Origin of the sequence: Sorangium sp. So ce204 (assembly GCF_051526795.1) — a bacterium.
GTDB lineage: Bacteria > Myxococcota_A > Polyangia > Polyangiales > Polyangiaceae > Sorangium > Sorangium cellulosum_B.
In genome coordinates, this window is sequence record NZ_CP150317.1 from 10,385,380 (window position 1) to 10,400,617 (window position 15,238).

Consider the following 15,238-nt stretch of genomic DNA (forward strand, 5'->3'; position numbering starts at 1 on the left):
CACTGGCACGCGGCCGACCCGGGCGCTGCGCGGCCGACGGGCGCGATGCATCGTGATTGCGGCACTCTCCTGGCGACGGTAGATGTCTGGCATGGCGCGTACGAAAGCAGGTCAGTCCGCGGAGGAGCTCCGAGAGCAGATCCGGGCGGCCGGCCTGCGGGCCACCTCGCCGCGCATCGCGGTGCTGCATAGCCTCGGCCGCTCGCGGACGCCCGTCAGCCACGCGGAGCTCGCCGCTGAGCTCGCCCCGAAAGGGTGGGATCGCGCCACCATCTACCGGAACCTGATCGACTTGACCAACGCCGGGCTCGTGCGCCGCACCGACATGGGCGACCACCTCTGGCGGTTCGAGCTGCGGGAGTCCACCGGAGCCCACGCGGCGGACGAGCACCCGCACTTCATGTGCGACACATGCGGCGATGTGCTCTGCCTCCCTGACGAGAGCATCGAAATCAAGGCGGCGCGCGGCGCGCCGCGCGCGCTGCGGCGCAAGGGACTCCAGATCCAGATCAAGGGCCGCTGCGATCGGTGCGTGCAGGCCTGAGCGGCGGAGCAGCCCCCGATCATCGGCCGCCCCCGGCCACCGGCGGCCCCGGGCCGCGTGGATGACGCGGCGCTTCGCGGCGCTCAGCGACCACAGGCGGCTTGTCCGTATCCTGGTTGCAACACCAATTTGATGTTGATTGGGCTACGGGGCTCGGGCATAGCCCACCGCGCCCATGCTCGCGCTCGTCGTTGTCCTGTCGATCGCCGGCCTCGCCGCGGGGCCGCTCCTCGTGGCGCTCGGCCGGCGCCAGGCGCTGCCGACGTCGGCGCTCGACGGGCTGACGCTCGGCCTCGTGCCCGCGCTCGTCCTCACGCGCCACCTGCCGCACGTCGTCGAGGAGATCGGGGCGCAGGCGCTCCTCTGGGCGGCGCTCGGGTACGCGGCGCTCGGGCTCACAGAGCACCGGCGGCGTGACACCGGCGAGGTGCTGGGGCGCGAGATCGCGTTCTCGGCGCTCGCCGTGCACGGGCTGCTCGACGGCGCCGGGCTCGCGCTGGCCGTGGCCGCGGCCGACAGCAGCGCCGACGGGGTGCTCTTCGCGAGCGCCGTCCTCGTGCACCGGCTGCCCGAGGGGCTGTCGCTCGCGGCGCGCTTCCTGCCCGCCTGGGGCTGGCGGCAGCTCGCCGCGCGCCTCGGGCTCCTCGGGCTGCTCACCGTCCTCGGCGCCCTCCTCGGCCAGGGCGCCGTGGAGCGCCTCCCCCACGAGTCCTTCGAGGTGTTCATCGCGTTCGGCCTCGGCGTCCTCCTGCGGCTCGTGGTCCACACGCACGAGGCGCCGCCTCGGGGCGCGCGCGCGCGGACGGCGAGCGCGATCGCCTTTGCCTCGGGGCTCTGCGTCGCGCTCGCGCTCCCCAACCCGGAGAGCTCCTTCACGAGCGCGCACGCGTCCGAGCTGTCGATCGCCGAGTCGCTCGGCCCGCTGTTCATCCAGACGGCGCCCGCCGTGCTCGCCGGGCTCGCCGTGGCCGGGCTCCTGCGCGCGCTCTCTCCGAGCGCCCTGCATCGCTCGACCGGCTCGTTGCGCGGCGGCGCGGCGCTGCCCCGGGCCGCCCGCGGCGTGACGTCCGGGCCGCCGCTGCCCCTCTGCGCCTGCGGCGTTGCGCCGCGCATGCAGCGGCTCCCGCGCGCGAGCGCGCCGGTCGCCTCGGCCGTCGCCGTCGTCCTCTGCGCGCCGGCGCTCGATCCCGCCGGCGCGCTGCTCTCGCTGCGGATGCTCGGCCTGCCGTTCACCGCGGCGCGCGTCGCGGGCGGCGCGCTCCTCGCCGCGCTTGTCGCGCTCCTCGTCGCCAGGGTGGCCAGGACGAAAGGCTCGATCACCGCGCCCTCCGGCGGCGCGCCGCCCGTCGACGCCGGGACCGTGGCGTCGCCGGGCGCGCGGCTCCGCGCCGCCGTCGCCGAGGCCGTCGGTCCAGCGCTCGATCACATGGCCGCCTGGTACGTCGCGGGCCTTCTGCTCGCCGCCGTCCTCGAGGCGGCCATCGCGCCGGCCGCGGCGCGCGCGCTCGGCGCGCCGGACGACGTCCTCGTGAGCGCGCTCCTCGCGGTGCCCGCGCACGTGTGCGCGCAAGGCGCGGCGCCGCTCGCCGCGGTGATGATCCACAAGGGGCTCCCGGTCGGCGCGGCGCTCGCGTTCCTCGTGGCGGGGCCCGCGACCCACATCGCGGCGCTGGGCGCCCTGCGTCGGGCGTTCGGAGCGCGCGCCGCCGCCGCCGCCGCGCTCTTCAGCGTCGCCTTCGCCGTCGCGCTCGGCCTCGTCGCGAACGCCCTCGTCCCCCTCTCGGCGATCCCGGACCTCCACGACCTCGCGCCGCAGGAGCACTCCACCATCGCGTGGATCTGCGCGGCCGCGCTCGGCGCGCTCCTGCTCTCGAGCTTCATGAGGCTCGGCCCTCGCGCGTGGCTCGGCGGCATGCGCGGCGCCGGTGCGTCCGGGCCAGAGGAGCCGCATGCGCCCTGCGCGCACGCACATCGCAGAAGCGCGAGCGGCGCACCGCACGACAACGGCGCGCCGCCCGCGTGACGCCCGGCTCCCCGGAACGTCGTTTCAGGAGCTCACCCTAGCTGGACCGAGCCGTGGTGATCGCAGTGATCGCCGTGCGGATGATGCAGGTGCGCCCCGACGAGGTAATCGAAATGATCGCCGTGGGGCACGGCCTGATGGCCGCATCCTGCCCCGTGCGAGTGCGCCTTCTCGTGATCGGCGCACACGTGGCTCGGCGTGCACGCGTCGGGGTTCTCCTTGCCGACCGAGAGCACGTGCTCATCGAAGTGATCGCCGTGCGGGTGATGCAGGTGTCCGTCGTGCAGGTAATCGACGTGGTCTTCATGCCGCAACGCCTGATGTCCACATCCCTGCCCATGAACATGGGCGTGCGCTTCATGCGTCTGGTGGTCGTCCATCGACTTGCATCCTTTCCATCAATGCTCGCTTCGAGCTCGGGTGACGGCTCGACGTGGGGCCAACATGGGGCCCCGACGCGCACCGCCGCAAGGAGCAACCTGGCGCGCATGCCGTGGGCGAGCCGACCACGCTCGCTCGCCCTGCGGCGCCGCTACGCTCAGCGGATCAAGTACCTGCCGATGAGCACGAGCGCCATTGCCCAGAGCACCACCCCGATGCCCGCCGCAACGAGCATGGCCTTTGGCAGGCGCCTGCCGTGCTGCACGAGCCGCCCCAGCGTCCCGGCGGCGTCTCCGCCTCGCGCCGCCGCGCTCTCCGGCGCGAGGCCGACGTCGCCGCTCAGGCCGACGTCCGAGGCGCGCCGCCCCTTCTGTCCCCGGAAGCGCTCGGCGCGCAGCTCGCGGAGAACGGCCTCGAGCTCCTTCGCCAGCGCGTCCGCCGAGGCGATCCGCTCGTCGCGCTCGCGGCGGAGGCACGCTTCGACGAGCTGGCAGAGGCGCGGCGGGAGCCCTGGCCTGCGCGCCGCGATCGGATCGCAGTCCTTGCTCAGGATCCGGACCATCAGCGCGTTGTAGTTCGGCGCCTGATGCGGGGTCGTCCCGGTCAGCGCCTCGTACATGACGACGCCCAGCGACCAGATGTCGGCGCGGGCGTCCACGTCCTCGCGCCCCGCGGCCTGCTCGGGCGACATGTACGCCGGCGAGCCGACGACGCAGCCCGTGCGGGTCAGCGAGAAGTTGTGCTCCTTCTCCAGGACCTTGCTGATCCCGAAGTCAAGGATCTTCCCCACGAGCTCGCCCAGGTGGTTGCGATGCACATAGATGTTCGCGGGCTTCAGATCGCGGTGGACGATCCCTTGCTGATGGGCCATGTCGAGCGCCCGCGCGAGGCCGAGGAAGAGCTCGACCAGCACCTCCGGCTCGATGGTGCCCTCGCGCCGCAGCCACTCGTCGAGCCCCTCGCCGACGAGCAGCTCGAACACGAGGAACGGAGAGCCGTCCTCGGCCTGGCCGAGGTCGAGGATCTCGACGATGCTCGGGCTCCGCAGGCGCCCGCTCGCCTTCGCCTCGTTGAAGAAGCGCTGGAGCGCGACGGCGTCCCCGGCCACCTCGGGGCTCATCACCTTGAGCGCCACGTCGCGGTCGATGAGCACGTTCTTCGCGGCCCACACCGACCCGCTGGCGCCTTGGCCCAGGAGCTTCACGAGCCGGTAGCGAGACTGGATGAGATCGCCGGGGTTCACTGCTGCGCCGAGGTGTCGCTGGGGAGCCGAGGGAACTGAAGGAACCGAAGGAACCGAGGAAACAGGCGGGCCGGAGGACCGCGGGACCAGGGAACCGAGGAGGAGCTGGCTTGACGCCGCCCCCATCGGAGCCGGACCGGAGGATAACCCGAGCCATGGACGAGCGGTACCGCGGTGCGGCGCGCTCCAGCAGGAAGTAAAAGTTCGCGGTGCGAGGGGGCGATAGCCCGTCTCGTCGCCTCCGCGGGCGCAGAGATCCGTCGATTTTGCGGTGCCGCGACGCTTCGACTCGGCGTCACCGGCGCTCGCCGGACACGACGGCGAGCGAGGAAGAGACCAGGCAGCGAGGGGCGCAGCGCAATTTTCTTGTGCGCCGGCCCCTGCGCTGCCCTCGGGGGTGGGGGCGATCAGACGTCGTAGTAAAGGAAGAACTCGTGCGGGACCGGGCGGAGCCGGATCGCGTCGACCTCGCGCTCGCGCTTGTAGTCGAGCCAGGTCTTGATGATGTCGCGGGTGAAGACGTCGCCGCGGAGCAGGAACTCGTGGTCGCGCTCCAGGGCGCCGAGGGCCTCGTCGAGCGAGCCCGGCATGTGCGGCACTTCCTTGAGCTCCTCGGGCGAGAGCGCGTAGATGTCCTTGTCGAGCGGGTCGCCCGGATCGATCCGGTTCTGGACGCCGTCGAGGCCGGCCATCATCATGGCGGCGAAGGCGAGGTACGGATTGCAGCTCGCGTCCGGGAAGCGGACCTCGATGCGGCGGCCCTTCGGGCTGTTGCCGGGGGGCAGCGGGATGCGGATCGACGCCGAGCGGTTGCGGCTCGAGTACGCGAGGTTCACGGGCGCCTCGTAGCCCGGGACGAGCCGGCGGTAGCTGTTCGTCGTCGGGTTGGTGAGCGCGGCGAGCGCCTTCGCGTGCTTCAGGATGCCGCCGATGTACCAGAGGCCCGTGTCGGACATCCCGGCATAGCCGTCGCCGGCGAAGAGCGGCTTGCCCTCCTTCCAGAGCGACTGGTGGCAGTGCATGCCGCTGCCGTTGTCGCCGAAGAGCGGCTTCGGCATGAACGTCACCGACTTGCCGTTCTTGCGGCCGACGTTCTTGATGACGTACTTGAACCACATGAGGTTGTCGGCCATCGCCGTCAGCGTCGAGAACTTGATGCCGATCTCGCACTGGCCGGCCGACGCCACCTCGTGGTGGCCGACCTCGACCCCGATGCCGGTCTCGATCAGCGTCGACATCATCTGCCCGCGCAGATCGCCGAGCGTGTCGGTCGGCGCGACGGGGAAGTAGCCCTCCTTCGACCGGATCTTGTGCCCGAGGTTCGGGCCGGCCTTGCCGGAGTTCCAGACCGCTTCCTCGCTGTCGATCTCGTAGAAGGCTCCGCGCTGCGAGCTCTCGTAGCGGACCGAGTCGAAGACGAAGAACTCGGCCTCGGGCCCGAAGTAGGACGTGTCGGCGATGCCGCTCGCGCGGAGGTGGTTCTCGGCCTTCTGCGCGATGTAGCGCGGGTCGCGGCCGTAGGGCTGGCCGGTCACCGGATCGCTGATCTTACAGATCATGCTCAGCGTCTTCTGGGCATGGAACGGGTCGAGCTTCGCCGTCGACGGATCGGGCGTCATCAGCATGTCGCTCGCGTTGATCGGCTGCCATCCGCGCACCGACGAGCCGTCGAAGCCGATCCCCTCCTCGAAGAGATCCTCGTTCAGGCGGGACGCCGGGATGGTCGTGTGCTGCCAGATGCCGGGCAGATCGATGAACTTGAGATCGACAAATTTTACGTCGTTTTCCTTCGCAAACGCGACGACATCTTTCGCCTTCATGATCTTCTCTACCTCGCTGACTCGCTGCTCTCGCTGTATGTGACTCGACGGTGCGCGGGCTCGTGCTCGCTTCTCGGTCGTCGATCTGTCGATCTGTCGATCAATCGATCTGTCGTTCTATCGATCCTCGAGCCTGTGACCCGCCGCGAATGCCCTGTGACGCTCTGCCGGCGGCGCGCCTCCTAGATGGCGTCCTCGCCGCGCTCCCCCGTGCGGATCCGCACGGCCTCCTCGACGGGGACGACGAAGATCTTGCCGTCGCCGATCCGCCCCGTCTTGGCGCTCTTCTCGATGGCGTCGATCACGTCGCTGACCATGCTGTCCGGCACGACGATGTCGACCTTCACCTTCGGCACGAAGTCGACGACATACGCCGACCCTCGATAGACCTCTTTCTTGCCGCCGGTCCGACCGAAGCCCTTTACCTCGGTCACCGTCATGCCCTGAATCCCGACCTCGGCGAGGGCGTCCTTGACCTCGTCGAGCTTGAACGGCTTGATGATCGCCTCGACCTTTTTCATTGCGCACGCCTGTGGTGACCGGGTGCCCGCCAGGGTAAAAGACCCGGGCGCTCACCCGAAAGGCCCCGCCGGAGCAGAGCTGGTAAAGGGGGGACACCTCCGCCGGCGGCCTCCCATCGATGTGCCGGGCGCCGCCCGGCTTCCGATCCGTGACGGGGGGCCCGGTCCACCGAGCCTTGCCCGACACTGTCAACGACTCAGGGACCCATCCAGCAGAGCCGGATCGGCGACCCTTCACCCCGGACGCTGGCGCGCGACCGAAGGTCCAGGCTGGTGTACCCAAGCTCATGTTTCCGGAATGTTTCGCGCACCGCGCGAGCGTGAGAAAAGTGCATCGGACGTCCGAAAATCAGAGCCCGCTTACTTTTTTCACAGCTCTACCTGTGCAAGGCAGAGCTCGCTTGCGCGGCGGCGGCGCCGGGAGGTGAGAACCTGCCTACGCACCGCGCCACCGGAGCGGTGGCCATGCCCTGGTCCATGACCGGCCCCGGGTGGAATCCACTTTCACGGTGCTCTCGTGGAACCGCTGAGCCCGCTCGCGCGGCTCCAGGGCGAGGATCCGCCCCTCCCCGACGGGTCGCGCTGCGCTCGCCATTGTTCTTGTGACGCGGCTCGAATAGGCTGCGCTGGCGAATCCAGTCGCGGGACAGCCCTGCCTGATGGCTTTGCCGAACAAAGCGAAGATCCCGGTAGGCACGGTCCTCGCCGGAAAATACCGCATCACACGCGAGATCGGGCGCGGCGGCATGGCTGCCGTGTACGAGGCCGAGCACATCGACATCGGCAAACGCGTGGCGATCAAGGTGCTCGCCCAGGAGCTGACGACCTCAGCCGTCGTGGTCGAGCGCTTTCTCCGAGAGGCCCGGGCCGCCGCGTCGATCCGCAGCCCCTTCATCTGCGACGTCTACGACTCGGGCAAGCTCGACGATGGGCGGCCCTTCCTGGTGCTCGAGCTCCTCGAAGGCGAGTCGCTGTACGAGCGGATGACCGTCATCAGGTACCTCGACCCCGAGACCACCGTGACGGTGGTCTCCCAGGTGTGTCGAGGGCTCACCAAGGCGCACGCCGCCTCCATCGTCCACCGCGACCTCAAGCCGGAGAACATCTTCCTCACGAAGGACGAGGAGGGCCGGCTCTGCGCGAAGATCCTCGATTTCGGCCTCGCGAAGTTCTACGCGCCGGTCGACGGCGGCGACGCGCAGGCGCGCCTCACCCGCGAGGGCGCGGTCTTCGGAACGCCGGCGTACATGAGCCCGGAGCAGGTGCGCGGCCAGGGAGCGGTCGACCACCGCGCGGATCTCTGGGCGCTCGGCTGCATCACCTACGAGTGCCTCACCGGCCGCACCGTCTGGCAGACCGAGCAGGGCGTCGCGATGACGTTCGCGCAGATCGCCAACGCGCCCCTGCCGCAGCCGGCGGCGCTCCGCCCCGACCTCCCGGCGAGCTTCACCACGTGGTTCGAGAAGGCGCTCGACCGCTCCATCGATCGCCGGTTCCAGACCGCGAAGGAGTTCGCCGACGAGCTGTCGGTCGCGCTCGGCGTCGCGCAGCCGACGCCGCCGCGCGGCGCGGAGCCGTCGCAGGCGGGGCTCGTCATGCCGGGCGGCGACGCGCCGGCCGACCTGTCGTTCGACCCGCCGGGCGTCGTCCGTGTGACCCCCAACGAAACGCGGCGGACCGTCCCGTCGGGTCCGGCGGAGCGCGGGGGAGATCCGTTCGCCGGGCTGGACATCTCGGGCGCGCCCGGCGCCGCGATGGCCGGGCGCATGAGCCAGGGCGCGGGGCAGCAGATCACGTTCTCCGGGGGCTCGGGCGAGACCTCGGTCCCCGATCCGCTGGCGCACGCATCAACGCCGAAGCGAGGCGGCGCGGGGCGCGCGCTCGTCGTGTTCGGCGTGCTCGCGCTCGCCGCGGGCGGCGCCTACGCGGGTTACCGCCAGTTCCTCAAGCCGACGGCCCTGCCGCCCGTCTCGTCGAGCAGCGCGGCGCCGTCGGTGGCCACCAGCGCCCCCTCGGCGTCGGCGTCCGCCAAGGCCAACGTGCCGGCGCGCACCGACGCCCGCGTCGAGCCGCCCCCCCTGGCGTGGCCGCCGCTCGTCGCGCAGGCGCAGGAGGCCGTCGCCGCCGGCGATCTCAAGGCCGCGCTCAGGCTGCTGAAAGACGCTCAGGACAAGGGCAACCACCCCGTGCCGCGGACCCTGATCGAGCACGTGCAGGTCGCCCTGAAAGACGCGAGCGGCAAGGCGCCTTGCGCGCTCACCGGCCTCGCGAGGCCGCGCACGCACGATCTGGTGCGCGAGGGCGGGCGCGTCGTCGGGGCCAGCCGGCCCTCGATCGCGCTCGGGCCGCGCGGCGCGGTGGTCACCTGGACGGACTCGCACGAGGGCACCGAGCACGCCTACACGACGACGCTGGACGGCGCGATGCGGCCGTCGTCGCCGGCGCTCGACGTGACGCCCGAGGGCCGCGCGATCGGGCGCCCCGAGCTGACCTCCGCGGGCGATCGGCTGGTGCTCACGTACTGGGACGGCAAGGGGCCGGAGGCCGGCGTGCACGTGCGCTGGCTCGACGCCAACGGGCGGATCGACGGCCCCGCCGTGATGGTCGCGCCCTTCCCCCGCGGAGGGAACTCGTGGCCCTCGCTCGCGCGCGCCGCCGAGGGGTTCCTGATCACGTGGTCGGACGACGGCGACACCGCCTCCGAGGACCTCTTCATGCGACGCCTCTCGCCGAACCTCGATCCGGCGAGCGAGATCATCCGGCTGACCGACGTCACCCCGACGGGCCCCTCGAAGCCGCGCGCCCGCTTCCCCTCGGTGGCGGTGACGAACGACGTGATGCACCTCGCCTTCCGCTTCGATCGCGAGCCGACGCGGGTCATCCAGTACATGCGCCTCCCGCTCGCGAACGCCGGCAAGGGGCTCCCGCCGGCCAGCCCCGGCAAGCGCGCCGACCGCGCGCTCGGCGACCTGTCGCTCGTGAACAGCGATCGGGTCCGGAGCGACAGCCCCTCGCTCGCCTGCGGCGCGGGCGGCTGCTTCGTCGTCTGGCACGGCGAGGCGCCGCTCGGGGGCGCGTCGGCCGCTTACATCGATCCGGCCAAGGGCCAGCCGCTCTGGCGCAAGCGGTTCTCGAAGTCGGGCGCGCGCCCGTCGATCGCGATCGCGCCGAGCGGGCAGGCCCAGCTCGTCTGGTTCGAGGGGGGCCGCATGCTCACGGCATCGATCAACCGCGACGGCATCGGCGCGCCCACGAAATTCGCCCGCGTCAGCGGGGATCAGCCGGCGCCCTCGATCAGCCCCGGCGCGAAGCCCGGAGAGTGGTATGTCGCCTGGCTTGACTACGAGGCGGGTCATCTCGAGCCCTACGCCGCCCGCATCCAGTGCCGGTGACCCCATGCTCATCCTCCCACCTCGAAGCGAGGTCCGCGCCCGTCCCATCGAGACCGAGCGGCTGATCCTCGTGCCGATCGACCCGTCCGACGGGCCCGAGCTCTGGCTCGCGGTCAACGGCTCGCGCGCGACCCTCCAGCGCTGGCTTCCCTGGGTGCAGTTCCACACGGATCCGGCCGCGAGCGTGCGCTTCGCCGAGGCGTGCGCCGCCGACTGGGATCACGGCAGGGCGCTGCGCTTCGTCATCCGCGAGCGCGCGCACCGCTCGCTCGCCGGGGTGGTCGGGCTCGAGGCGTGCGTCCACCTGCACCGCTCTTGCGAGCTCGGCTACTGGCTCCGCAAGGAGGCGACCGGGCGCGGGCTCATGACCGAGGCCGCGAGGGCCGCGCTCGGGTTCGCGTTCGGCCACATGGGCGCGCACCGCGTGCGGGTTGCGGCCGCGACGGACAACCATCCCTCCCTCGCGGTCATCGGCCGGCTCGGCTTCCGCTTCGAGGGCATCGCCCGGCAGGCCGAGTGGTGCGACGGCCGCTGGCTCGACCACTCCGTCTTCGCGCTCCTGGCGACCGATCCCAGGTAAAGCCGCCCACGAGGGCGCTCGCTCGCTAGTTCCCTCCGCGCGCCCGAGGTAGCCCGTGCGCCGCCCGAAGCGCGCTAGCATCCTGACTCCGCCGTGGCCCGCCGTCGTCGCCTCATCCGCTGGCCCCGCGGCACGACGCCGCTCGTGCCGCTCGCGCCCGCGATCGTGATCGTCGTGGGGATCGCCACGGCGGTGGCGATCGCGCTGATCGGCATCGGCCAGCTCGCGAGGATGAGCGATCAGGCCGCGAGCCTGCGCGCCGAGGTGCTGGCCGCGACGCTCTCGGCGCGGCTCCGCGGGACCATCGAGGGGGAGCGGGCGGCGTTCCTGCGGGAGGCGGCGCGGCGGGCTGGGTCGGAGATCCTGCTCGTCGATCAGGGCGGCCACGTGCTGATCAACGAGAGCTTCAGCGCGCCGGCCAGGGCCGGCATCGTCCAGATGCTCACCCTGGGCAAGGGCGAGACGACGACCTCGCTCGGCCGCGTCCGGTTCGCGGCGCGCCCGCTGCACCCGCCGCTCTCTCACCTCTCGGTGCTCACCTTCGTCTCGGCGCCGAGCCCGCCGCCCGACTCGATCGCGCTCGGCAACGCCGTCGCGGCGCTCACGGTGCTGCTGCTCGGCGTGGCTGTCGCGGTCGCGCTCTCGTTCACCAAGTCGGCGCGCGACGATGTCGACTACCTGCGCGAGCGCATCACGGCGATGGCGCGCGGACAGGGCCAGAGCGCGCTGCCCACGGACGTGATCCAGGCCGAGCCTGTTCCGATCCGATCGCTCGACCAGGTCGGCCTCCTGACGGCGGCCTTCAACCTGCTGATCACCCGCTTCGCCGCGGCGGAGCGCACCTACCGGGCGGACCTCCAGCAGGCCTCCGCGATGGACCGCGAGCGCTCGGCGTTCCTCGCGGGGCTGAGCCACGAGCTGCGCACGCCGCTCAACGCCATCCTCGGGTTCGCGCACGTCCTGGAGAGCGAGGTCGACGGCCCGCTCAGCCAGGACGCGCGCGAGGCGCTGTCGGTCATCCGGCAGAGCGGCGAGCACCTGCGCACGCTCATCGACGACATCCTCGACCTGTCGGCGCTCGAGACGGGCAAGCTCCAGCTCTCCCGTCGCGCCGTCAACCTGCGCGCCCTCGTCGATCAGGTGATGCGGGAGGCGTCCGCGGCGGCGCGCGACAAGCCCCTCCAGCTGCGCGTCACCGGGGATCACGCCCTCGTCGCGCACGCCGATCCGCGGAGGGTGCGGCAGATCCTCACCAACCTCGTCTCGAACGCCGTCAAGTTCACGGCGCGCGGCTCGGTGACGGTCAACATCACGGGGCGCGGCCGCTACGCGGCGATCGTCGTCCAGGACACCGGCCCCGGCATCCCGCCGGAGGAGACGTCGGCGGTCTTCGAGGAGTACCGGCAGACCGGCGACGTGCGCTCGCGCCGGGCCGGGACGGGGCTCGGGCTCTCGATCGCGCGGCGCCTCGTGCTGATGCACGGCGGGACGATCCAGCTGGAGAGCGAGCTCGGGCGGGGCTCGACCTTCACGATCACCCTGCCGATGTGGATCGTGCAGCAGCCCCTGTTCGCGCCGACCCCGCCCGCGCCCGACGTGGCGGCGCCGCCGGGGAACGACCCCGGCGCCGGCGGCCCCCAGGGGAGGATCGTATGACCGAGGAGCGCATGAGGGACGACGCGATCCACTTCGCGAGGCGCGTGCTCGTCCGCCAGGCGCTGGTCGGCGTCGCCGCGTTCGGGGCGATCGCGGCGCTCGCGCCGAAGCTGCTCATCCTCGAGCAGCGCGTCGCCGCCAGCGTGCTCTCGGTCGGCGCCAAGATCGCGCTCGCCGCGATCTGCGCGACCACGCTGCTGACGCTGCTCCGGCTGCGCACCCACGAGAACCTGCTGCGCTCGCTCGTGATCGGCTCGCGCGACATCGATCACGAGGAGCTCGAGCGGTTCGCCGGGCTCCCGACCTCGCTGGCGCTGCGCTTCGTGCTGGCGAGCTCGACGATCTCCGGCCTCATGATGATCCCCGGGATCAGGCCGGAGAAGCTCGACGACGGCCGCGCGGTCAGCCTGCTCATCCTCGCGATCACGATCCTCAGCGCGTCCGCGATCCCGCACTACGTGCTGACGCGCGCCGCGGCGTTCAGCCTCTTCGAGATCAGCCCGGCCGAGGCGATCGGCGCCTTGCTCGAGACCGCCGAGCTCTACCAGACGCCGCGCCGGCGGGTCACCTCCAAGCTGCTCCTGGCCGTCGCCACGCCGGTGCTGCTCGTCGGCGTCGGGGCGGTGCTCATCGCGAACGCGCACCTCCAGACGTTCATCGAGCGCAGCCGGCGCTCGACCGCGGGGCTCATCGCGCGCACGGCGCTCGACCCGTCGCTCGGGGCCATCGACGCGGCCGGCCGCAACGACGTCGTGGCCTCGGCGGCGGAGTTCGGGTTCCTCGCGCGCGTGGAGCACGACTGCGTGGGCTCGGAGCCCTCCTTCGGCCGCGAAGCCGACGGGCAGATCGCCGTGATCACGCCGCTCGACTACGGCTGCGTCAACACCCGGTTCTCCGCCGACCTCGAGCCCTCCGCCGCGATCTGGGGCGCGCTCGTCGCGCTGCTCGCGGTGCTGGTCGCCGGCGCGCTCGGCAACCTGTTCGGCCGCGTCCTGGCGGCCGATCTCGTGCACGCCACGAAGCAGGTGCGCCTGCTCGGCACGGACAGCGTGCTGCGCGGCGCCACCCAGATCGCGCGCCCCGCCCGGTTCGCCGTCGTCGCCCGGCTCGGGCACGCCATCGAGGACCTCGCCGAGCGCTTCCGCGTCTTCGCCGCGGCGCAGGAGCGCGCGCTCGAGGCCCGCGAGGCGGCGCAGCGCATGCGCGGCCTCCTGTTCGCGAGCGTGAGCCACGACCTCAAGAGCCCGCTGAACGCCATCCTCGGGTTCGCCGAGCTCGTGGGCCAGGAGGATCTGACCCCCGCGCAGCGCGAGAGCCTGGAGCTCATCGCGACGCGCGGCCGGGAGCTCCTTGGCCTCATCGAGTCGATCCTCGACGCCGCCCGCGTCGAGGCCGGGCAGCTTACGCTCGAGCCTCAGCCGACGTCCGTCGGCTGGCTCATCGCGGGCGCGCTCCGCAAGGCGCGCGAGCTCGCGAGCGACGCCGGCGGCGAGGTCGTCATCGAGGTCGGCGACACCCTGCCGCTGATCCCCGTCGATCAAGCCTACGCGACGCGCGCGATCGCGGTCATCGTCGCGCACGCGCTCCGGACGGGCGCGGCCGACCCGTCGGCGCGCCTCGTGCGCCTCACGGCGACGATGGCCGGCGAGTTCAACAACGAGGTCCGCATCGACATCGAGTACGGCAGCCGCGACGTGCCGCCGGACGAGCTCGAGGCCCTGTTCAGCCGGCAGACCACGGCCCGGGGGCGCGGCCTGACGCTGGGCCTCAGCCACGCGCGATCGGTGATCGAGCTCCACGGCGGCTCTCTCGAGGTGGACGGCGCCCCCGACGGCCGGCCGCTCTGCCGCGCTCGTCTGCCGCGCATCCCGCCCCCCCGACGTCCCCGCCTGTCCTCTGTCCCTGCGCTCGGCTGACCTCGACCCCTGCGCTCGGCTGACCTCGACCAGGGCCCCGCGGCGACCCACGCCGCAGCGCGGATCGCTTCCCTTCGCTGCTTGCACGCGGTACGCCCGTGGCATGCCTGAACGGGCGCTCTCTCCTGCCGAGACAGGCGACGACGATCGCTTCGACCGCCTCTTCCGGCCTGCCTCGCTCGCCGAGTACGTCGGCCAGGCCAAGCACACGGAGAACCTCAAGGTCTTCGTCGAAGCCGCGCGCCGGCGGCGCGAGCCGCTCGACCACATGCTGTTCTGTGGCCCGCCCGGCCTGGGCAAGACCACGCTCGCCCACATCATCGCCCGCGAGATGGGCGTCGCGCTCCATGTCACGAGCGGACCGGCGATCGAGCACAAGGGCGCGCTGGCCGGCTTGCTGACGAAGCTGGAGCGCAACGACGTGCTGTTCATCGACGAGATCCACCGGCTCACGCCGGCGGTCGAGGAGAGCCTCTATCCCGCGATCGAGTCGTTCAACATCGACATCATGACCGGTGACGGCCCCTACGCGACGACGATCCAGCTCGCGCTGAAGCCCTTCACGCTCGTGGGCGCGACGACCCGCACCGGGCTGCTCACCGCGCCGCTTCTGTCGCGCTTCGGCCACGTCGTCCGCCTCGACTTCTACCCCGTCGAGGAGCTCCAGCGCATCGTGCAGCGCAGCGCCGGCCTGCTCGACGTGCCGATCGACGCCGGCGGAGCGCGCGAGATCGCGGCGCGCGCGCGAGGGACGCCGCGCGTCGCCAACCGCCTCCTGCGCCGCGTCCGCGACTTCGCCGAGGTGCTGGGCGACGGCGCGATCACGATGGAGATCGCGCGGAAGACCGCGGAGCGGCTCGAGATCGACGCGGCCGGCCTCGACGAGATGGATCGCCGGCTGCTGCGCGTCATCGTCGATCACTACGACGGCGGCCCTGTGGGCATCGACACCCTGGCCGCGGCGCTCAGTGAGCCGCGCGACACGATCGAGGACGTGTACGAGCCGTTCCTGCTCCAGCAGGGCTTCGTCGGCCGCACGCCGCGCGGCAGGGTCGCGACCCGCCGCGCCTACGAGCACCTGGGCCTCGCGGCTCCTGCGACGAAGCAGGGAGATCTCTTCTCCTGATCCCAGCGCCGCGCGGGCAGCGCAATGCAGTGCGCA

The 15,238-nt window shown here is 72.0% G+C and carries 11 protein-coding genes; 7 read left to right on the forward strand and 4 right to left on the reverse strand.

Annotated elements, in window-relative coordinates:
* Window positions 1-91: 91 nt before the first annotated feature.
* Window positions 92-544, forward strand: a complete 453-nt coding sequence (locus WMF22_RS38930) for a Fur family transcriptional regulator (protein ID WP_437295011.1) — start codon at window positions 92-94, stop codon at window positions 542-544.
* A 175-nt stretch (window positions 545-719) separates the two neighbouring features.
* Window positions 720-2,567 (forward strand): permease, encoded by a 1,848-nt coding sequence (locus WMF22_RS38935; RefSeq protein ID WP_438033036.1) that lies wholly within the window; start codon window positions 720-722, stop codon window positions 2,565-2,567.
* A 32-nt stretch (window positions 2,568-2,599) separates the two neighbouring features.
* Here WMF22_RS38935 and WMF22_RS38940 read toward each other — a convergent pair whose 3' ends face one another.
* The 4 genes from WMF22_RS38940 to WMF22_RS38955 form a co-directional block, all read right to left on the reverse strand.
* Window positions 2,600-2,947, reverse strand: coding sequence for a hypothetical protein (locus WMF22_RS38940; protein WP_437295013.1), 348 nt, complete (start codon window positions 2,945-2,947; stop codon window positions 2,600-2,602).
* 158 nt (window positions 2,948-3,105) lie between these two features.
* Complete coding sequence (locus tag WMF22_RS38945; protein WP_437295014.1) at window positions 3,106-4,191, reverse strand: serine/threonine-protein kinase; 1,086 nt, start codon at window positions 4,189-4,191, stop codon at window positions 3,106-3,108.
* 407 nt (window positions 4,192-4,598) lie between these two features.
* Window positions 4,599-6,011, reverse strand: coding sequence for a type I glutamate--ammonia ligase (glnA, locus tag WMF22_RS38950; protein WP_437295015.1), 1,413 nt, complete (start codon window positions 6,009-6,011; stop codon window positions 4,599-4,601).
* A gap of 182 nt (window positions 6,012-6,193) precedes the next feature.
* Window positions 6,194-6,532 carry a P-II family nitrogen regulator gene (locus WMF22_RS38955; RefSeq protein ID WP_012239819.1) on the reverse strand — a complete coding sequence of 113 codons (339 nt, stop codon included), beginning with the start codon at window positions 6,530-6,532 and terminating at the stop codon, window positions 6,194-6,196.
* Window positions 6,533-7,191: 659 nt separating this feature from the next.
* Between WMF22_RS38955 and WMF22_RS38960 the strand changes: the two genes are divergently transcribed.
* The 5 genes from WMF22_RS38960 to ruvB all read left to right on the forward strand — a co-directional run bounded on the left by WMF22_RS38960 (window position 7,192) and on the right by ruvB (window position 15,202).
* Window positions 7,192-9,924, forward strand: a complete 2,733-nt coding sequence (locus WMF22_RS38960) for a serine/threonine-protein kinase (protein ID WP_437295016.1) — start codon at window positions 7,192-7,194, stop codon at window positions 9,922-9,924.
* A 4-nt stretch (window positions 9,925-9,928) separates the two neighbouring features.
* Window positions 9,929-10,504, forward strand: a complete 576-nt coding sequence (locus tag WMF22_RS38965) for a GNAT family N-acetyltransferase (RefSeq protein ID WP_012239821.1) — start codon at window positions 9,929-9,931, stop codon at window positions 10,502-10,504.
* Window positions 10,505-10,597: 93 nt separating this feature from the next.
* Window positions 10,598-12,160, forward strand: coding sequence for a sensor histidine kinase (locus WMF22_RS38970; protein WP_437295017.1), 1,563 nt, complete (start codon window positions 10,598-10,600; stop codon window positions 12,158-12,160).
* Window positions 12,157-14,076, forward strand: a complete 1,920-nt coding sequence (locus WMF22_RS38975) for a sensor histidine kinase (protein WP_438033037.1) — start codon at window positions 12,157-12,159, stop codon at window positions 14,074-14,076. Before WMF22_RS38970 ends, WMF22_RS38975 begins: the two co-directional genes overlap by 4 nt.
* 103 nt (window positions 14,077-14,179) lie before the next feature.
* Window positions 14,180-15,202: a Holliday junction branch migration DNA helicase RuvB gene (ruvB, locus tag WMF22_RS38980; RefSeq protein ID WP_012239824.1), complete on the forward strand. Its 1,023-nt coding sequence runs from the start codon at window positions 14,180-14,182 to the stop codon at window positions 15,200-15,202.
* Window positions 15,203-15,238 lie beyond the last annotated feature (36 nt).

What these genes read in the sequence shown, in the direction of transcription:
- WMF22_RS38930 (WP_437295011.1), top strand. Translation starts at nt 92, where the DNA reads ATGGCGCGTACGAAAGCAGGTCAGTCCGCGGAGGAGCTCCGAGAGCAG.
- WMF22_RS38935 (WP_438033036.1), top strand. Translation starts at nt 720, where the DNA reads ATGCTCGCGCTCGTCGTTGTCCTGTCGATCGCCGGCCTCGCCGCGGGG.
- WMF22_RS38940 (WP_437295013.1), bottom strand. Translation starts at nt 2,947, where the DNA reads ATGGACGACCACCAGACGCATGAAGCGCACGCCCATGTTCATGGGCAG.
- glnA (WP_437295015.1), bottom strand. Translation starts at nt 6,011, where the DNA reads ATGAAGGCGAAAGATGTCGTCGCGTTTGCGAAGGAAAACGACGTAAAA.
- WMF22_RS38955 (WP_012239819.1), bottom strand. Translation starts at nt 6,532, where the DNA reads ATGAAAAAGGTCGAGGCGATCATCAAGCCGTTCAAGCTCGACGAGGTC.
- WMF22_RS38960 (WP_437295016.1), top strand. Translation starts at nt 7,192, where the DNA reads ATGGCTTTGCCGAACAAAGCGAAGATCCCGGTAGGCACGGTCCTCGCC.
- WMF22_RS38965 (WP_012239821.1), top strand. Translation starts at nt 9,929, where the DNA reads ATGCTCATCCTCCCACCTCGAAGCGAGGTCCGCGCCCGTCCCATCGAG.
- WMF22_RS38975 (WP_438033037.1), top strand. Translation starts at nt 12,157, where the DNA reads ATGACCGAGGAGCGCATGAGGGACGACGCGATCCACTTCGCGAGGCGC.
- ruvB (WP_012239824.1), top strand. Translation starts at nt 14,180, where the DNA reads ATGCCTGAACGGGCGCTCTCTCCTGCCGAGACAGGCGACGACGATCGC.